Below are 18,450 nucleotides of genomic sequence, written 5' to 3'. Positions count from 1 at the left end.
CGGTTTAAAGAACCGGTTTATTATTAAGCAGTTAAACTTTTTAATTTTGCTGATAATCTTGATTTACTTCTTGCTGCTTTGTTCTTATGTACTACTCCCTTTGAAGCAGCCATATCTAATGCTTTAACAGCACCCGCAAAAGTAGTTTTTGCTTCTTCAGCATTTCCTTCAGCTATAGCAACTTCAAACTTCTTTATAGTAGTTTTTAACGCAGATTTAATCATTCTGTTTCTAAGAGTTTTAGTTTCTATAACTTTTATTCTTTTCTTTGCAGATTTAATATTTGCCATATTTTCACCCCCTTGTATTTTTATAGGGCCTCAACAGCTCTGGGGAAATTTGCTAGTGAGTTTTCGTTTATTCAACAAATGATATTATATCATTAAATTTTAAGCACTTCAAGTATTTTTTTACTATGCAAGCTTAAAAATGTAATATTTTGGTATAACATCTTGCTTAAAATTACAATATGTATTTCAATTTCCATTTTGGGTTATGTTAAAATACTATTCCTTTATTTGTTTCTACAAGATCACATATAACATCTGCAATTTTATCTATTTGATAACAATACAAATTGTAAAATCAAAACTTTTATTATACCTTACGTAAAGTTAGAATATGTATATTGGTTTATGGAAAACATAATAGAAAATTTATTTAAGGAAGTGACATTATGTTTAATATAAGAACTGATTTAGCTGTTGAAGCTAAAGAAATTTATAAACAAGAGAATAATGGTGAAATGTCGGGAGTGGAAGTAGAAGAAGAGTATGTAGATGATATAAAAACTACTATAGTTAAGGTTGTTAATGACGTAGGGGAGAGAATGATGGGAAAACCTAAGGGTACATATGTAACTATAGATATGCCAAAGTTTACTCATTATGATGCAGAGACCATGGATCAGGTTAGTGAAGTCCTTGGTAAAACTTTGTCTGAAATGGTGAATATTGAGGATAGTATGACTGCTTTGGTAGTGGGACTTGGAAATTGGAATATAACCCCTGATGCTTTAGGACCTAAGGTAGTATCTAAGCTGATGGTTACAAGACATTTAAAACAATTAGTACCAGATAAAATAGATGAGGGTATACGACCTGTATGTGCTATAGCCCCAGGAGTTTTAGGTCTTACAGGAATAGAAACAGGAGAGATTATAAAAGGTGTAGTGGAAAAGGTAAAACCAAATTTAATAATATGTATAGATGCTTTAGCTTCAAGAAAAATGGATAGGGTAAATTCAACAATCCAAATAGGAGATACAGGAATATCCCCAGGATCAGGAGTAGGAAACAAGAGGATGGAAATAAGCGAAGGTGTTTTAGGAGTGCCAGTAATAGCAGTAGGTGTTCCTACAGTTGTAGATGCTGCTACTATGGCCAATGATACCATTGATATGGTGTTAGACCAGATGATACAAGAATCAGAAAAAGACAGTAAATTTTATAATATGCTTAAATCTGTAGATAAGGATGAAAAGCAAAAAATGATTCAGAATATTTTAGACCCTTATGTAGGAAATTTAATGGTAACACCTAAAGAAGTAGATTTGGTTATAGATTCTGTTTCTAAGGTAATAGCTAATGGAATAAATATAGCTCTTCAACCAGCTTTAAACTTGGAGGATATAAATAAATTTTTAAATTAGTTATAAATTTAGAAATGGGCCATATAAATTTAATATGGAATTGTGTTTACAAAGGAGAAGATAGAAACTATGTTATATGCAGTAGTAAAAGGCTTTTCAATATATTTATTGTGATATAGATAATAGCTGTTTGTGAATGCAAGTCATATAGTAGTTTATATGAGAGGGGGGAAAAGCTGCTTTGAAGATTTTCATAGTGGTGTAATTTGTGGGATACAGAAGAGATAATTTAAAAAATAATTTAGCGTTAAAGTTTTACATTATAATGATGAGTTTAATAATTATTATTGTATTACCTTTTGTAGCTAAAGCTAATTCTTATAGCAGTAGTGTAAAAAGAAATTTACTTTATGTACAGATTTTAAATTTTACTATGCCAGCAGTAAAGGCTACTTCATTTAGTGAAGATGACATGGCAGAAAATAGGTTTCATTTAAAAGAATCAGCACTAAATATGATTGGATTAAAAACCAATAGTCCTATGTCCATTTTATCTAAAGAAATATCTTATATGAATTTGGATAATGATAGTTCAAAGAATGATGGAAATGTAAGTTTTAATCACTTTAAATTGGACGAAAAACAGATTTCAAAAGAGAACACAAAATCAAATGATAATTCCGGTGAAAATTTAAATTTAGAAAATAAAGCAGTAAATGTTTATGATCCAAAACTTAAAAAAAGTTTAAATACTAGCAAACCAGAAGTATTTATATATCATACCCATACTACAGAAAGCTACAAACCAGGCAATGCTATCAATTTTGATAATTCTCAGAATGTCTGTGCAGTAGGAGATGCTTTAGTAAATGAGCTTCAGAAAAACTACGGGATTTCCGGTATAAATGATAAAACAGTACATGATGCAGAAGCTTATACGCAAAGTTATGCAAGATCATCTGTAACAGTAGATAAATATTTAAAACAATATAATGATTTTAAACTGGTAATAGATTTACACAGAGATTCGGTAGAGAACAAGCAAGCTGTTACTATTAAAATGAACGGAGAAAATGTAGCTAAGTTTATGCTTGTTATGGCTAGAAAAAATCCACATTTTGATAAAAACATGGCCCTAGCAAATAAAATAATACAAACTTCAGATAAGTTATTCCCAGGTTTTTGTAAAGGAGTATGTTACTATAACTATGGAACAAGATATTTTAATCAGGATAAAAGTAATAATGCAGTACTTATAGAGATAGGTGCGGATATAAATACTACTGATGAAGCAAAAGCCTCAGCTAAATATCTTGCTAGAGTAATAGCAGAGTGTATTAACAAAAAATAAAGTGGGCATATGTTAAAATTGAATAAAAATTAGAAAAAGGTACATCCTTAAATAATAGGATAGTTGAAGGTTTTATATTAAAAATATACTAAACTTCAAATTATCAATTTTATTTAGGGGTGTTTTTATATATGAAGAAAGGAAATAAAAAGTTAATTGCCATTATAATTATAAGTTTTTTTATATCAATTTATGGAGTAATTATTATTAGTGGTAATTTACCAAAGTTCATTAAAGAAAAATCAGGTTTTAAAGTGAATTATTCATTAAAACCTTTTGACTTTAGATTTGAAGTAGGTGAATATTCTTTGTACATAAATTCAAAGGTAATTACAAATATAAAAAACAGTTCGGGCAAAATTGTTGTTAATATGGAAAAGAAAATTTCTAATAGTACATCTAGCATGGTAAATAAAACTTCCAGTGTATTTAAATATGTTGAAGAAAAAGTAAGCAGTACTATACAACATAAAGTTAAATAAAGGTATATATAATCTACTTTTAAGTATATTGTTGTTGTGTTATAATTTACTATGATTATTTATATTAAAAGTACACAATAAGATTTGCAATAAGATGCAAATCTTTTAAATTGTAAATTATAAGTGGAGGGGAAAGGATTATGCAGAGCGAAAGACAAAAATATATAAGAAATTTCTCTATAGTTGCCCATATAGATCATGGTAAGTCAACACTTGCTGATAGATTGATAGAAAAAACAGGAACCCTTACAAAAAGAGAAATGGATGAACAGGTTCTTGATAATATGGAACTTGAAAAAGAAAGAGGAATAACAATAAAATCACAGGCTGTAAGACTTGTTTATAAAAGAGATGATGGAAAAGAATACATCTTTAATCTTATAGATACTCCTGGACATGTAGATTTTAACTATGAAGTATCCAGAAGTTTGGCTGCATGTGAGGGTGCTATACTTGTTGTGGATGCTACTCAGGGTATACAAGCGCAAACTTTAGCAAATTGCTATTTAGCATTAGATCACGATTTAGAAATTGTTCCAGTAATAAATAAAATAGATTTACCTAGTTCTAGAGCGGATGAAGTTAAGCAGGAAATAGAGGACGTAATAGGAATTGAGGCATCAGATGCACCTTTAGTATCAGCAAAGACAGGCCTTAATATAGAAGATGTATTGGAAGCTATAGTAGAAAAAATGCCATCACCACAGGGTGATGAAGATGCTCCTTTAAGAGCACTTATATTTGATTCTTCTTATGACAGTTATAGAGGAGTAGTGTGTCATATAAGAGTAAAAGAAGGAACTATAAAACCAGGTACAAAAATAAAACTTATGGTTACGGGAAAAGTATATGAAGTAATTGAAACAGGGGTATTTGTACCTAGATATATGCCTGTTAATGAATTAAGAGCAGGAGATGTTGGATATTTTACAGCATCTATTAAAAATGTTAGAGACGCTCGTGTAGGAGATACAGTAACGGAAGCAGATAGACCAGCTAAAGAAGCATTACCAGGATATAGACCAGCAATACCTATGGTGTATAGTGGTATTTATCCTGTAGATGGAGCAAAGTATGGAGAACTAAAAGAGGCACTTGAAAAGTTACAGGTAAATGATGCTGCATTATCCTTTGAACCAGAAACTTCAATTGCTTTAGGATTTGGATTTAGATGTGGATTCTTAGGACTTCTTCATATGGATGTAATACAGGAAAGAATAGAAAGAGAATTTAATTTAGATATTATAACTACAGCACCATCGGTTATATATAAAATATGGAAAACTGATGGGGAGCTTATAGAACTTACTAATCCTACAAATCTTCCAGATGTTTCAGAAATAAAGTATATGGAAGAACCTATAGTAAAAGCATCTATAATAACACCATCAGATTATGTTGGAGCTGTTATGGAACTTGCTCAAAATAGGCGTGGAACATTTAAAGATATGCAGTATATAGAAACTACAAGAGTATCTTTAAATTATGAAATACCTTTAAATGAAATAATATATGACTTCTTTGATGCATTAAAATCAAGAACTAGAGGATATGCATCTTTAGATTATGAATTAATAGGATATAAGGATGCTAAATTAGTTAAATTAGATATTCTTTTAAACGCAGAAATAGTAGATGCATTATCTATGATAGTTCCAGAAGAAAGAGCATATGCTAAGGGAAGAGGCATAGCAGAAAAGCTAAAAGAGATAATACCAAGACAGATGTTTGAAATACCAATTCAAGCTGCAGTAGGTGGTAAGGTTATAGCAAGAGAAACAATTAAAGCTATGAGAAAAGATGTTTTAGCGAAGTGTTATGGTGGAGATATATCTAGAAAGAAAAAGTTACTTGAAAAGCAAAAAGAAGGAAAGAAGAGAATGAGACAGGTTGGAAGTGTAGAAGTTCCACAGGAAGCATTTATGGCAGTACTTAAAACAGATGAATAAGGCATGTTAAAAATGATTAGAAAGTTAGCTAGTCTACTTTCTTTCATATGCCTAAATGAATTTTTAAATATAAAAAGGTGTTGTAATTTTATGATAAAAAATAAAAATATCTGTAAAAGTAAAGAAATAGCTTTATATATTCATATTCCTTTTTGTAAACAAAAATGTTTGTATTGTGACTTTCCGTCCTTTGCCAGTAAGGAAAATCTTATGATAGATTATTCCAGGGCATTAGCAAAAGACATAGAATATTATTCTGAAAGAACTATAAAGACTATATTTATAGGTGGGGGAACTCCCACCTATTTGTCATTAGAAGCATGGGATAATATAAGTAAAGCTATTAACAAATTAAATAAAGCTCATGATTTAGAATTTACTGTAGAAGGAAATCCAGGAACTTTTACAGAAGAAAAACTAAAATTTTTAAAAGAAATGGGAGTTAATAGGCTTAGTATAGGGCTTCAGGCATGGCAAAATAATATATTAAAGAAATTAGGCAGAATTCATACTGCAGATGATTTTGTAAAAAGCTATAAAATGGCGAGAAACGTAGGATTTAAAAATATAAATGTGGATTTGATGTTTGGACTTCCAGATCAAAGTAAGGAGAATTGGAAAGAAACTTTAGATAAAGTAATAGGGTTAAATCCAGAACATATATCCTGCTATAGTCTTATAATTGAGGAAGGAACACCTTTTAATTCTATGTATGAAAAAGAAAAGCTAATTTTGCCGGAAGAAGAGCTCGAAAGAAAAATGTATAACTATGGCATAAAGTTTTTAAAAAGCAGAGGATATGAACAATATGAGATATCTAATTTTTCAAAACCAGGAAAGGAATGCAGACATAATTTAATTTACTGGAATTTAGAAGAATATGTGGGCTGTGGATCAGGAGCTCATTCTTACATAGATGATTTAAGATATAGAAAAAATGAAAATATTGAAGAATATATTAAGACTGTGGAAGAGAATAATAACTTAAAACTAGATGAACATATAAACTCTATAGAAGATAACATGGAAGAGTTTATGTTTATGGGGCTTAGAAAAATATCTGGAATATCCATAATGGAATTTAAAAGAAGATTTGGAGAAGATATTTTTAATGTATATGGAGGTATTATAAAAAAGTATACAGATAATGGCATTATTATACATAAAGACGATAATTTATTTTTAAGTGAAAGAGGTATAGAAGTGTCTAACAGTGTGATGTGTGACTTTATATTAACCTAGGACATATTAAAAAATAAACAGTCAATATATTAATATTTTTCACTTAGTATTTTCTTTCACATACTTAATTTAAAGACTTTAATAGATTTCGTTAGAAAAACAGAGAAATTTTAATATGTAGCTAATTTAAATGTATCTATAAGTTTATTTGAACAAATAAAGTTAATTATGTAGTGTTGACAAATAAAATCATGAGTGCTATTTTTTAATCATAGTTATTAGCACTCAACAACGTCGAGTGCTAATAAAGAGGTGAGATTATGGAAATGGATGGAAGGAAGATAAAAATACTTCAGGCAATAATAAATGATTACATAAATACCGCTGAGCCTGTAGGGTCCAGAACCATAGCAAAAAAATATGATCTAGGTGTAAGTTCTGCTACTATCAGAAATGAAATGGCAGATCTTGAAGAAATGGGATACCTCGAGCAGCTTCATAGTTCTTCTGGAAGAAAACCTTCAGACAAAGGATATAGACTTTACGTAGATAAGCTTATGCAAATACCTGATGTGACACCTGAAGAAGAATATATGATAAAAACACACATTTTAAATTCAGCATTATTTGAGGTAGATAGGATATTAAAACAGGCTACTTCTATTCTATCTGAATTAACAAAAATGGCCTGTGTAGTAAAAGCTCCTTCTGTGGGTAAAAGTTCTATAAAATGTGTTCAACTTTTAAGTATTGATATTAATAATATATTATTGTTAATAATGACAGACAACGGAATTATAAAGAATAATGTAATAAGAATAGGAAAAAGTGTTAGTTTAGAAGTTTTAACAAAGCTGAGCAATATATTAAATGCTAGATTAAAAAATTTAAATTGTGATCAGATAAATTTAGAAGTTATAAATAATCTAAAAAGAGATTTAGAAGGATATGAAGATATATTCAATGCTATAATTCCCGTATTATATGAGAGTTTAAGTGCAGTTGATAAGTCTGAAATTTATACAGAAGGTTCAACTAATATATTTAATTATCCTGAGTATAAGGATATAGAAAGAGCACGGGAGTTTTTGTCTTTATTAGATAATAAGGATAAAATAAGTGGCCTTTTAGATAGTAATTCTGGTATCTCTGTAAAAATAGGTACTGAGAACTTTGTAGAAGGTGCAGAACAGTGCAGTGTAATTTCAGCAATTTACAGTATAAATGAAAGGCCCGTGGGTGAGATAGGAGTAATTGGACCAACTAGAATGCCTTATTCAAAAATAATGTCTTTAATGGCTAATGTAGTTAGGGAGTTAAATTATATTTTAACTCACATGTATCCCCAGGATAGATAAAACGGGTTTTAAAAATAAGATAGCAATTTAGAAAGTGCTAGATTGGAGGAGTTATTTAAATGTCAAAGAAACAACAAGTTAAAGTGGAAGAGCAGAGTGAATTAGTTGAAGAAAACATAGGGGAAGAAAAAGTTGAAAAAGACCAAATGGATGAGGGTGGAATAGAAGATAAAGAAAATGACCAAGATACAGAAGTAGATGAGTCCAAATTAACAGAAGCTTTAATTAATGGATTAAAAAGTGAAAATGAAAAATTAGTTAAAGAAAATAATAAGTTAGACAGTGAAAGTCAGGCACTAAAAGATAGATTAGCAAGAACAGTAGCAGAATATGATAACTTTAGAAAAAGAACAGCAAAGGAAAAAGAAGGCATATATACAAATGCCTGTGAAGATATATTAAAACAAATGCTGCCAGTATTAGATAATCTTGAAAGAGCTATTACTGTAGAGGGCAATGTAGAAGATTTGAAAAAAGGAATAGAAATGACCATAAAACAATTTAATGATGCCTTAGGAAAGTTAGAGGTAGAAGAAATTAATACAGAGGGAGAATTTGATCCTAATGTTCACAATGCAGTAATGCATATTGATGATGAACAATATGGAAAAAATGAAGTAGTAGAAGTATTCCAAAAGGGTTACAAAAGAGGAGACAAAGTTTTAAGACACAGTATGGTTAAAGTTGCAAATTAAATTTATTATAAAAACAATAAGCATAGAAAAAATGTTAATTCATTTGATATTTTAGGAGGTAAATTAATATGTCAAAAGTTATAGGAATCGATTTAGGAACAACAAATTCATGTGTAGCAGTTATGGAAGGTGGAGAACCAGTAGTTATAACAAACTCAGAAGGAGCAAGAACAACTCCATCAGTGGTTTCATTCCAGGCAAATGGTGAAAGATTAGTAGGACAGGTAGCAAAAAGACAGGCAATAACAAATCCTGATAAAACAATAATATCAATAAAGAGACATATGGGAACAAACCATAAAACAAATATAGATGGAAAAGATTATACTCCACAGGAAATATCAGCAATGGTACTTCAAAAAATAAAGGCTGATGCTGAAGCTTATCTTGGTGAAACAGTTACTCAAGCTGTTATAACAGTTCCAGCTTACTTTAATGATAGCCAAAGACAGGCAACAAAAGATGCTGGAAAAATAGCAGGACTTGAAGTATTAAGAATAATAAACGAACCAACAGCAGCATCACTTGCTTATGGTATGGATAAGATGGATACAAATCAGAAAATATTTGTATATGACTTAGGTGGCGGTACTTTTGATGTATCTATACTAGAACTTGGTGATGGTGTATTTGAAGTTAAATCAACAAATGGAGATACAAAACTTGGTGGAGATGACTTCGATGAAAAAGTAATGAATTATATAGCAGATACATTCAAAGCTGAAAATGGAATAGATTTAAGAAATGATAAAATGGCTGTACAAAGATTAAAAGAAGCTGCTGAAAAAGCTAAAATTGAATTATCATCATCAATGCAAACTAATATAAATCTTCCATTTATAACAGCAGATGCAACTGGTCCAAAGCACATAGATATGACTTTAACTAGAGCTAAATTTAATGAATTAACTCATGATTTAGTTCAAAGAACAATAGAGCCAATGAAAAAAGCACTTCAGGATGCTGGACTTACAATTAATGATGTAAATAAAGTTATACTTGTTGGTGGATCTACAAGAATACCAGCAGTTCAAGAAGCAGTTAAAGAGTTTACTGGAAAAGAACCTTCAAAGGGAGTTAACCCAGATGAATGTGTTGCTGTAGGAGCTTCTATTCAAGCAGGAGTTTTAACTGGAGATGTTAAAGATGTATTACTTCTAGATGTTACTCCATTAACACTTGGTATTGAAACATATGGTGGAGTTGCTACTGCATTAATTGAAAGAAATACTACAATACCAACTAAAAAGAGTCAGGTATTCTCAACAGCTGCAGACGGACAGACTTCTGTTGAAATACATGTAGTTCAAGGTGAAAGACAAATGGCTGCTGACAACAAAACTCTTGGAAGATTTACACTTTCAGGTATAGCTCCAGCACCAAGAGGAATCCCTCAAATAGAAGTTACTTTTGATATAGATGCTAATGGTATAGTTAATGTTTCTGCAAAAGATAAGGGAACAGGAAAAGAAGCAAACATCACAATTACTGCTTCAACTAACTTAAGTGATGATGAAATAGATAAGGCTGTAAAAGATGCTGAAAAATTCGCTGAAGAAGATAAAAAGAGAAAAGAATCTATAGAAACAAAGAATAATGCTGATCAGGCTGTTTATCAGACAGAAAAGACATTAAAGGATCTTGGAGATAAAGTATCAGCAGAAGACAAAGCAAATATAGAAGAAAAAATTAAAGCTGTTAATGCAGTAAAAGACGGAGAAGATTTAGAAGCTATAAAGAAAGCTACTGAAGATTTAACTCAAGCTTTCTATGCAGTATCATCAAAAATTTACCAAGCAGCAAATCCACAAGGAGCAGCAGGAGCACAAGGTGCAGGATTTGATCCAAACAACATGGGAGGAGCAGCTGGTGCAGGACAAAATAATGCTGGAACAAAGCATGATGATAATGTAGTAGATGCAGATTATAAAGTTGAAGATGACAAATAAAAATGTTCACTAATTAGATATATATAGTGTATAATATATAATTGTGATAATTAAGGGAGGAGTTATACTCTTCCCTTAATTTGAGTAACTGAAATAGTTGAAAAATTTTAATTTTTATATTAGGTGGTGAAAAACAGGGATGGCAAAAAAGGACTATTACGAAGTACTTGGACTTGAAAAAGGTGCAAGTGAAGATGAAATAAAAAAGGCGTTTAGAAAATCAGCACTAAAATACCATCCAGATAGAAATCCTGGTGATAAGGAAGCGGAAGAAAAATTCAAAGAATTAAATGAAGCTTATCAAGTACTTTCAGATCCACAGAAAAAAGCTCAATATGATCAGTATGGAACTACTGATTTTAATGGAGCTGGCGGATTTGAAGGCGGTTTCGGAGGATTTGATTTCTCGGATATGGGAGGCTTCGGAGACATATTTGATTCCTTCTTTGGTGGAGGATTTGGTGGAAGCTCAAAAAGGAGAAATGGTCCTCAAAAAGGAGCTGATCTTGAGTATAATTTAAACTTAACTTTTGAAGAGGCTGTTTTTGGAGTTGAGAAGCAAGTAAACATTACAAGAAGCGAAAATTGTGAAAAGTGTAATGGAACAGGAGCTAAAGAAGGAACCCAGGCACATACTTGTGACAAATGCGGTGGAACTGGTCAAATGAGAGTTCAAAGAAACACTGCATTAGGAAGTTTTGTTAGCATGAGTACTTGTGATAAGTGTGGTGGTAAAGGAAAAATAATAAAAGAACCTTGTCCAGAATGTAAGGGTAAGGGTAAGACAAGAAAACAGAGAAAAATAAAAATAAATGTACCAGCAGGTGTAGATACTGGTAATGTAATGCCTATAAGAGGTCAAGGAGAACATGGAAATAATGGTGGACCATCAGGAGATTTATATATAAATATAAGGGTAATGCCTAGTGATAAATTTAAGAGAAAAGGCTTTGATATTTATATAGATACTCATATAAGTTTTGCTAAAGCTGCTTTAGGTGTAGAACTAAAAGTTCCTACTATAGATGGAGACGTTAAATATGATGTACCAGCAGGAACTCAGCCTGGAACTGTATTTAGATTGAAAGGCAAAGGCGTAACTAAAGTTAATGGACATGGTAGAGGAGATCAATATGTTAATGTAGTAGTGGATATTCCTAAGAATTTAAATCAGAAGCAGAAGGAAGCCATTTTAATGTACATGGAAGCTAGTGGTGAAATGCCAGAAGGAAAAAATAATAAGAAGTCTTTTATTGACAAATTAAAAGATAATTTGAAATAAAAAAACTTTGTTTCTCTAATTTAGGGAAACAAAGTTTTTTATAGTTGACATATTAAGACTATAATTATAAAGTAGATGTGATAAATATATTAGCGTTGTAATTCGTAATATAAAAATATTGCGACGCAACTTTTTCAGAGGACATTTGACAGAGGACAGAGGACAGTGAAGGTGAGTTTTCTTCCTTATGTCAGAAAACTAATTTGTTTTAAAACTTGTTTTGCTAATGCAAAAGAATATTTAAATTTATACAAATCAGCAATGTTTCGCTTTAGCGAAACGAGTCATTAAAAATTTAATTAAAGATTTTTCGTAGTGTAACGAAAAAAAATCCTCCTTCACTGTCCTCTGTCAATTGTCCTCTGTCCTCTGAAAAAGTTGTGTTGCAATTTGCTTATATTAAGATAAAACTTTGTATGTGAGAATATTAATTTTACGGAGGTTGTTTATGGATAAAGAATGGATGGAAGTTTCAATAGTTACTACTAGTGAAGCGGTAGAAGCTGTAACAGGCATATTATATAATACAGAAGTTAAGGGAGTTTCAATAGAAGATCCTGAAGATATAGAATTTAAAAAGAAGCATCCAGGAGATTGGGATTATTTTGATGAATCACTACTAGATATTAAAGAAGGCGCAATAATTAAAGGTTATTATAAGCAGAATGAGAAACTTGATGAGTATTTAAAATACATAAAAGATAGTGTTAATAATTTAGAACAATTTGGTATAGATAAAGGTAAAGGCTTAATTACAGTATGTAAAGTAAATGAAGAAGATTGGGAAAATAATTGGAAGAAGTATTACAAGCCAACTAAAGTAGGTAGTCGTGTAGTAGTAAAGCCTATATGGGAAGAATATGCTAAAAAGGATGATGAAATAGTTGTAGAGCTTGATCCAGGAATGGCATTTGGAACAGGTACTCATGAAACTACAAGAATGTGTATAAAGGCTCTAGAGAAATATGTAAAACCTGAATCAAAAATATTTGATATAGGAACAGGTTCAGGTATACTTGCTATAACTGCTGCAAAGCTTAAAGCAAAAGAGGTTATAGGTGTAGATTTAGACCCTGTAGCAGTAAAATCTGCATCAGAAAATGTTAAATATAATGATATTGATAATATAAAAATACTTCATGGAAATCTTATGGAAGTAGTTGAAGGAAAAGCAGATATAGTTATAGCTAATATTATTGCTGATGTAATAATATTTCTCACAGATGGGGTAAAAGACTTTATTGCTCCAGGTGGAAGATTTATATGTTCTGGAATAATAAATGATAGAAAAGATGATGTTGTAAACAAATTAGAAAGCTCAGGATTTAATGTTGAAGAAGTAAATGTTGATGGAGAATGGGTATGTATAGTTGCTAAACTTTAATAAATGAATCTTGCTTAGTTTGAAAAGCAGAGAACTTAAATCTTTGATTTAAAGTGAACTGTTTTCTCTTTAGAGTTTTGATTTATAATTTTAAAAGGTGGTGTATTATGCATAAATTCTTTGTTAATAAGGCTAATATAGATAATGATAGAGCTTTTATTGATGGTGATGATGTAAAACATATATATAAAGTTTTAAGGCTTCAGGTTGGAGATAACGTTAATATAAATAACTGCGAAGGCGAAGAATTTTTAGGTGAAATAGATGAAATAAATAAAAAACAGGTTATTGTAAAGATCATAAAACAGCTTCCTCTTAATAATGAAAGTAACATAGAAATTTATTTATTTCAGGGACTTCCAAAGTCTAGTAAGATGGATTTAATAGTTCAAAAAGCCACAGAATTAGGTGTTAAAGAGGTAACACCTATAGTTACAGAAAGAGTTGTGGTTAAAAGTGAATTAGGAGAATTTAAAAAAGTAGATAGATGGTGCAGAATTGCACTGGAAGCTTGTAAGCAAAGTAAGAGAAGCTTAGTACCTAAAATTAATACTCCAATAGGATTCAACAATCTTTTGGAGTTTTTGAAGCAAATAGATTTAATTATAGTACCATATGAAAACGCAGAGGGATATGGAATAAAAAAAGTTGTGGAGAACATAAATAAAAGAGACGTAAAGAAAATAGCAGTAATAATAGGTCCAGAAGGTGGCTTTGATGAAACTGAAATAGAAACTTTAAAGAATTTAGAAGCTCATATAGTCACATTAGGTCCTAGAATACTTAGAACAGAAACTGCGGGATTTGTATGCATATCTTTACTTATGTATGAATTAGGAGACATAGGAGGTTAAAGTCCCAAATGAGCTTTAACGAGCAATTAACCAGCGGGAGCGAGTGATCTTAATTGCTCAGTGTTCCGCCTAAAAGGAGGAATATTTTAATGAAAGTTGCTTTTGCTACATTAGGTTGTAGAGTTAATAAGTATGAAACAGAAGCTATGGTAGAAAAATTTATAAAAGATGGATATAAAGTAGTGCCTTTTGAAGAATATGCTGATGTATATGTTATAAATACATGTACAGTAACTAATATGGGCGACAAAAAATCTAGACAGATGATACATAGGGCTAGAAGGGAAAATGAAGCTGCTGTTATAGCTGTTGTAGGATGTTATTCACAAATTGCATCAGAAGAAGTATCTCAAATTAATGGAGTAGATGTTGTACTTGGAACTAGAAATAAGGGCGAAATAGTTTATTGGGTAAATAGAGTAAAAGAAGAAAGAAAGCAAGTAGTAGAAGTTAATGAAGTACTTAAAAATAATGTTTTTGAAGAATTAAACATAGAAAGCTACCAGGATAAAACTAGAGCATTCTTAAAAATACAGGATGGGTGTAATAGATTTTGTTCATATTGTTTAATTCCTTTTGCAAGGGGTGCAGTATGTAGCAAACCAGCAGAAAAGGTTATAAGTGAAGTTAAAGAGCTTGCAGCTCATGGATTTAAAGAAATAATTTTATCAGGAATACATACTGCCTCTTATGGAGTTGACTTAGAGGGCGATTGGAATCTAATTTCTATATTAGAAAAGATAGATGAAGTTCCTGGAATAGAGAGAGTTAGAATAGGTTCTATTGATCCTCAATTTTTTACAGAGGGTGTAATAGAAAGAATAAGTTCTCTTAAAAAATTATGTCCTCATTTTCATCTTTCGCTTCAAAGTGGATGTAATGAAACTTTAAAAAGAATGAATAGAAGATATACAGCTGAAGAATATGAGAAAATTGTAGAGGATTTAAGGCTGAATATTAAAGATGTATCAATAACTACAGATATTATTGTTGGTTTCCCTGGAGAAACAGAAGAAGAATTTAATACAACTTATGAATTTTTAAAGAGAATAAAATTGTCAAAATTCCATGTGTTTAAATATAGTCCTAGAAAGGGAACAAAAGCTGCAGAGATGAAAGATACAGTAGATGGCAATATTAAAGAAGAAAGAAGCAGCAAACTTATAGCTTTAGATAAAGTTATGGAAAATGAATTTATGACAAGGTTTTTGGGAAGTTATATGGATGTTTTATATGAACAGAAATATAATAACTCAGAAGATTTATATGAAGGATATACTCCTAATTATATAAAAGTGGTGTCAAAATCTGGGGAAGATGTATCAGGAAGTATTAAAAAGACTCAAATTGTACAAACTAAAAATGGAGTATTAGAAGGGAAAATATAAAAAATGCGAAGCGTTTTTTAGAGGACAATGAAGGTGGGTTTTCCTTCTTATGTCAGAAAACTAATTTATTTTAAAACTTGTTTTGCTGACGCTAAAGAATCTTTAAATTTATACAAGTCAACAATGTTTCACTTTAGCGTAACGGAGAAAAATCCTCCTACACTGTCAATTGTATTCTGTCCTCTGAAAAAGTTGAGTAAATAAAAGTTTATTTTTAGAAGGATATTTTTACTCAATATTGAATATTATCAAGTAAACTTAATTTATATAGTTTATATTTATTTAAGATATTATAGTTAATAGTAAGCAATTTTAAAGGAGGTGAAATCATGGAAGAATGTATTTTTTGTAAAATAATAAAGGGAGAGATACCCTGCGAGAAGGTTTATGAAGATGATATAGTGTTAAGCTTTAAAGATATAAGTCCTGGTGCGCCAGCTCACATACTAATAATACCTAAAAAACATATAAGCAGCCTAAATGAATTAACAGATGAAGATTCAAAAATAATAGGCCATGTATTTGTTATATTAAAAGAAATAGTTAAAAAGTTAGGTATAGATAAAACAGGATACAGAATAGTTAGCAATTGTGGAGAAGATGGAGGACAGTCAGTATCACATATTCATTTTCATGTATTAGGTGGAAGAAAACTTCAGTGGCCTCCAGGCTAAAATGTTAAACGAAGTTATTGACAGTTGGTAAATCTATGTTGTATAATAGACCATGTGCTATGTAACCTACATTGGCTGTGTTTAATTTTTTTAAATTAAATTGAGCTAGCGGAGGGAGGGATAAAATATGTCAGAAATAAAAGTTGGAGAAAACGAAACTATAGAAAGTGCATTAAGAAGATTTAAGAGAAAATGTGCTAGAGCTGGTGTTCTTTCAGAAGTAAGAAAGAGAGAACATTATGAAAAACCAAGCGTAAAGAGAAAAAAGAAATCTGAAGCTGCAAGAAAGAGAAAGTTTAAATAGAATTCTTTGAAAGAAGGTACTAAGTTAATGTCTCTTAAAGAAAGACTACAAGAAGATTGGAAACAGGCTTTAAAAGCAAAAGATAAATTTAAAGCTGGTACAATAAGTATGGCAAGAGCAGCTATTTTGTTAGTCGAAAAGACAGATGGAAGTAAACTTACTGATGAGCAAGTTATTGAGATCTTAGCAAAAGAAGTTAAACAGAGGCGTGAAGCTATACTAGAATTCGAAAAAGGAAATAGGCAAGATTTAGTTGATAAGACAAATGAGGAAATAGAAATCTTGTTAGGTTACCTTCCTCAGCAGTTAAGCGAAGAGGAAATTTCCGAAATTGTTCGTAAAGCAGTTGATCAAGTAGGCGCAAGTAGCATGAAGGACATGGGAAAAGTTATGGCTTTGATCATGCCGGAAACAAAAGGTAAAGCAGACGGTAAAATTGTAAGTCAAATTGTAAAGCAATATTTAAATAAATAAAAGGTTGAGATTTTCTCAACCTTTTTTATTTTGTCATTTATTAAAATACTTCTACATAAATTAATATGGAAGTATTTTTAGAGGTGATAAAGTGGGGGGGAAATTTAATAGGATAAAACTAAATAGAACAAAACAAAATATCGCTAATAAATTAGATTTACCAAGAGATGTAATTTTAAATGTGCCTAAAATTACAGTAACAGGACATAGTGAAATAATAATAGAAAATCATAGGGGAGTAGCTGTATTTAATGAAAATGAAGTGAAAGTAAATTCAGGTATAGGATCGATATGTATACATGGAAGTCAGTTTGAAATACTGTTTATGGGAGGGACTACCCTTACAGTAGGAGGAAAGTTTAAATCGATAGTTTATGAGGCAAATGAGTAATTTCAACTTTGAAAAATATAAAAGTGGTATAATTACTGTAGAAGTTCGATCTCTAGTACCTGAAAAGTTTATCAATCTCTTATGGGAAAATGATGTTAAAATTAAAAACATCACTAAAAAAGACATTACCACAATGAACATAGATATAAGTTTGAAGGATTATGGTAAGTTGAAAAGTGCAGCGAAAAGGACAAGATCTAAAGTAAAGATACTTGAAAGAAAAGGATTTGCATTTTTTTTAATAAAAGTAAAAGGAAGAAGTGCTTTAGCGGCTGGTATAATATTATTTATAGGTATAATTTATTATTTATCTACGTTTATATGGAACATAGAAATAACAGTAGATCATAATTTGACGCCTTATGAAATAAGACAACAGCTTAAATCCTGCGGTATAACACCTGGAATTAACAAAAGAAATATAAATGTGTATGAAATAGAAGAAAACCTTATGAAAAATAATGCTAATATAATGTGGGTAAAAGCTAGAGTAGAGGGAGCTAAACTTAAAGTTTCTGCCATGGAGAGGCAGTCACCACCTAATATTGCAGTAGACGATAAACCATGTGATTTAGTTGCTAAAAAAGATGGTGAAGTAATAAGGGTATATACAAAAGCAGGTACTTCTGCAGTAAAAAGAGGAGACATGATTAGAAAAGGACAAATTATAGTCAAGGGAGAACAAGGAAATGAAAATTCAACATATCCTGTTCATGCAGTAGGAAGTGTAATATGCAGGACTTTTTATGAGGAAACCAAAGATGTTAAAATAGATACTCTGAAAAAAGAACGAACGGGTAGAAAAGATCAAAGCATATATATAAAAATTAGTGGTAAAAAGCTATATTTAAAAAAATCAGGAAATAAGTTTAGTAAATATGATAAAATGGAAAGTAGTAGATTTAGTATTGGTATTGAAGATTATTATGAAGTAAAAGAAACTGTTATTCATAGAGATCCAAAGAAAGTAGTGAATGATACTTATGATGAACTTTATTCAAAGATATGTGCAAACCTAGACAAATCTGTTAAAATTGTAGATAAAATAGTAAACTATGAACAGGGAGAGTCTTATAGAGTACGAGTATTGGTTGTAGCGGAAGAAAACGTAGCTTTAGAACAGCCAATACAATAAGGTATTC

The 18,450-nt window shown here is 30.7% G+C and carries 18 protein-coding genes; 17 read left to right on the top strand and 1 reads right to left on the bottom strand.

Annotated elements, in window-relative coordinates:
- Nucleotides 1-23: 23 nt before the first annotated feature.
- A complete protein-coding gene (gene rpsT / locus HBE96_RS04500; protein ID WP_169296563.1) occupies nucleotides 24-290 on the bottom strand; it encodes a 30S ribosomal protein S20 in 267 nt (88 codons plus the stop codon).
- 386 nt (nucleotides 291-676) lie between these two features.
- Between rpsT and gpr the strand changes: the two genes are divergently transcribed.
- The 17 genes from gpr to yqfD all read left to right on the top strand — a co-directional run bounded on the left by gpr (nucleotide 677) and on the right by yqfD (nucleotide 18,443).
- The gene (gene gpr / locus HBE96_RS04495; protein WP_169296562.1) at nucleotides 677-1,651 is read left to right on the top strand and encodes a GPR endopeptidase; all 975 of its coding nucleotides are present in this window, start codon (nucleotides 677-679) and stop codon (nucleotides 1,649-1,651) included.
- Between the two features lie 208 nt (nucleotides 1,652-1,859).
- The gene (locus HBE96_RS04490) at nucleotides 1,860-2,942 is read left to right on the top strand and encodes a stage II sporulation protein P (RefSeq protein WP_425350702.1); all 1,083 of its coding nucleotides are present in this window, start codon (nucleotides 1,860-1,862) and stop codon (nucleotides 2,940-2,942) included.
- 131 nt (nucleotides 2,943-3,073) lie between these two features.
- Nucleotides 3,074-3,424: a hypothetical protein gene (locus HBE96_RS04485; protein WP_206154829.1), complete on the top strand. Its 351-nt coding sequence runs from the start codon at nucleotides 3,074-3,076 to the stop codon at nucleotides 3,422-3,424.
- A 140-nt stretch (nucleotides 3,425-3,564) separates the two neighbouring features.
- Nucleotides 3,565-5,373: a translation elongation factor 4 gene (gene lepA / locus HBE96_RS04480; RefSeq protein WP_169296561.1), complete on the top strand. Its 1,809-nt coding sequence runs from the start codon at nucleotides 3,565-3,567 to the stop codon at nucleotides 5,371-5,373.
- 90 nt (nucleotides 5,374-5,463) lie between these two features.
- Complete coding sequence (hemW, locus tag HBE96_RS04475) at nucleotides 5,464-6,615, top strand: radical SAM family heme chaperone HemW (RefSeq protein WP_169296560.1); 1,152 nt, start codon at nucleotides 5,464-5,466, stop codon at nucleotides 6,613-6,615.
- A gap of 260 nt (nucleotides 6,616-6,875) precedes the next feature.
- Nucleotides 6,876-7,913 (top strand): heat-inducible transcriptional repressor HrcA, encoded by a 1,038-nt coding sequence (gene hrcA, locus HBE96_RS04470; protein WP_169296559.1) that lies wholly within the window; start codon nucleotides 6,876-6,878, stop codon nucleotides 7,911-7,913.
- A gap of 59 nt (nucleotides 7,914-7,972) precedes the next feature.
- On the top strand, nucleotides 7,973-8,608 hold the full coding sequence (gene grpE, locus HBE96_RS04465; RefSeq protein ID WP_169296558.1) for a nucleotide exchange factor GrpE: 636 nt from the start codon (nucleotides 7,973-7,975) through the stop codon (nucleotides 8,606-8,608).
- Nucleotides 8,609-8,676: 68 nt separating this feature from the next.
- Nucleotides 8,677-10,557: a molecular chaperone DnaK gene (gene dnaK / locus HBE96_RS04460; RefSeq protein WP_169296557.1), complete on the top strand. Its 1,881-nt coding sequence runs from the start codon at nucleotides 8,677-8,679 to the stop codon at nucleotides 10,555-10,557.
- A gap of 139 nt (nucleotides 10,558-10,696) precedes the next feature.
- A complete protein-coding gene (gene dnaJ / locus HBE96_RS04455; RefSeq protein WP_169296556.1) occupies nucleotides 10,697-11,839 on the top strand; it encodes a molecular chaperone DnaJ in 1,143 nt (380 codons plus the stop codon).
- Between the two features lie 448 nt (nucleotides 11,840-12,287).
- Nucleotides 12,288-13,223 carry a 50S ribosomal protein L11 methyltransferase gene (gene prmA / locus HBE96_RS04450; protein WP_169296555.1) on the top strand — a complete coding sequence of 312 codons (936 nt, stop codon included), beginning with the start codon at nucleotides 12,288-12,290 and terminating at the stop codon, nucleotides 13,221-13,223.
- Nucleotides 13,224-13,330: 107 nt separating this feature from the next.
- A complete protein-coding gene (locus tag HBE96_RS04445; protein ID WP_169296554.1) occupies nucleotides 13,331-14,077 on the top strand; it encodes a 16S rRNA (uracil(1498)-N(3))-methyltransferase in 747 nt (248 codons plus the stop codon).
- Nucleotides 14,078-14,166: 89 nt separating this feature from the next.
- Complete coding sequence (mtaB, locus tag HBE96_RS04440; RefSeq protein ID WP_169296553.1) at nucleotides 14,167-15,465, top strand: tRNA (N(6)-L-threonylcarbamoyladenosine(37)-C(2))-methylthiotransferase MtaB; 1,299 nt, start codon at nucleotides 14,167-14,169, stop codon at nucleotides 15,463-15,465.
- A gap of 329 nt (nucleotides 15,466-15,794) precedes the next feature.
- Nucleotides 15,795-16,139, top strand: a complete 345-nt coding sequence (locus HBE96_RS04435) for a histidine triad nucleotide-binding protein (protein ID WP_169296552.1) — start codon at nucleotides 15,795-15,797, stop codon at nucleotides 16,137-16,139.
- A 127-nt stretch (nucleotides 16,140-16,266) separates the two neighbouring features.
- Complete coding sequence (gene rpsU, locus HBE96_RS04430) at nucleotides 16,267-16,443, top strand: 30S ribosomal protein S21 (RefSeq protein ID WP_007061146.1); 177 nt, start codon at nucleotides 16,267-16,269, stop codon at nucleotides 16,441-16,443.
- A gap of 27 nt (nucleotides 16,444-16,470) precedes the next feature.
- A complete protein-coding gene (locus tag HBE96_RS04425) occupies nucleotides 16,471-16,917 on the top strand; it encodes a GatB/YqeY domain-containing protein (protein ID WP_169296627.1) in 447 nt (148 codons plus the stop codon).
- Nucleotides 16,918-17,008: 91 nt separating this feature from the next.
- The gene (yqfC, locus tag HBE96_RS04420) at nucleotides 17,009-17,308 is read left to right on the top strand and encodes a sporulation protein YqfC (RefSeq protein WP_342590151.1); all 300 of its coding nucleotides are present in this window, start codon (nucleotides 17,009-17,011) and stop codon (nucleotides 17,306-17,308) included.
- Entirely contained in the window at nucleotides 17,301-18,443 is a 1,143-nt protein-coding gene (yqfD, locus tag HBE96_RS04415; RefSeq protein WP_169296551.1) for a sporulation protein YqfD, read from the top strand. Before yqfC ends, yqfD begins: the two co-directional genes overlap by 8 nt.
- Nucleotides 18,444-18,450: the final 7 nt, after the last annotated feature.

Origin of the sequence: Clostridium muellerianum, assembly GCF_012926525.1 — a bacterium.
Taxonomy (GTDB): Bacteria; Bacillota; Clostridia; order Clostridiales; family Clostridiaceae; genus Clostridium_AM; species Clostridium_AM muellerianum.
This window is presented reverse-complemented; position numbering and strand designations above follow the sequence as displayed.

What these genes read in the sequence shown, in the direction of transcription:
- hrcA (WP_169296559.1), top strand. Translation starts at nt 6,876, where the DNA reads ATGGAAATGGATGGAAGGAAGATAAAAATACTTCAGGCAATAATAAAT.
- rpsU (WP_007061146.1), top strand. Translation starts at nt 16,267, where the DNA reads ATGTCAGAAATAAAAGTTGGAGAAAACGAAACTATAGAAAGTGCATTA.
- hemW (WP_169296560.1), top strand. Translation starts at nt 5,464, where the DNA reads ATGATAAAAAATAAAAATATCTGTAAAAGTAAAGAAATAGCTTTATAT.
- dnaJ (WP_169296556.1), top strand. Translation starts at nt 10,697, where the DNA reads ATGGCAAAAAAGGACTATTACGAAGTACTTGGACTTGAAAAAGGTGCA.
- rpsT (WP_169296563.1), bottom strand. Translation starts at nt 290, where the DNA reads ATGGCAAATATTAAATCTGCAAAGAAAAGAATAAAAGTTATAGAAACT.
- HBE96_RS04435 (WP_169296552.1), top strand. Translation starts at nt 15,795, where the DNA reads ATGGAAGAATGTATTTTTTGTAAAATAATAAAGGGAGAGATACCCTGC.
- gpr (WP_169296562.1), top strand. Translation starts at nt 677, where the DNA reads ATGTTTAATATAAGAACTGATTTAGCTGTTGAAGCTAAAGAAATTTAT.
- HBE96_RS04425 (WP_169296627.1), top strand. Translation starts at nt 16,471, where the DNA reads ATGTCTCTTAAAGAAAGACTACAAGAAGATTGGAAACAGGCTTTAAAA.
- HBE96_RS04445 (WP_169296554.1), top strand. Translation starts at nt 13,331, where the DNA reads ATGCATAAATTCTTTGTTAATAAGGCTAATATAGATAATGATAGAGCT.
- yqfD (WP_169296551.1), top strand. Translation starts at nt 17,301, where the DNA reads ATGAGTAATTTCAACTTTGAAAAATATAAAAGTGGTATAATTACTGTA.
- lepA (WP_169296561.1), top strand. Translation starts at nt 3,565, where the DNA reads ATGCAGAGCGAAAGACAAAAATATATAAGAAATTTCTCTATAGTTGCC.
- dnaK (WP_169296557.1), top strand. Translation starts at nt 8,677, where the DNA reads ATGTCAAAAGTTATAGGAATCGATTTAGGAACAACAAATTCATGTGTA.
- grpE (WP_169296558.1), top strand. Translation starts at nt 7,973, where the DNA reads ATGTCAAAGAAACAACAAGTTAAAGTGGAAGAGCAGAGTGAATTAGTT.
- prmA (WP_169296555.1), top strand. Translation starts at nt 12,288, where the DNA reads ATGGATAAAGAATGGATGGAAGTTTCAATAGTTACTACTAGTGAAGCG.
- HBE96_RS04485 (WP_206154829.1), top strand. Translation starts at nt 3,074, where the DNA reads ATGAAGAAAGGAAATAAAAAGTTAATTGCCATTATAATTATAAGTTTT.
- mtaB (WP_169296553.1), top strand. Translation starts at nt 14,167, where the DNA reads ATGAAAGTTGCTTTTGCTACATTAGGTTGTAGAGTTAATAAGTATGAA.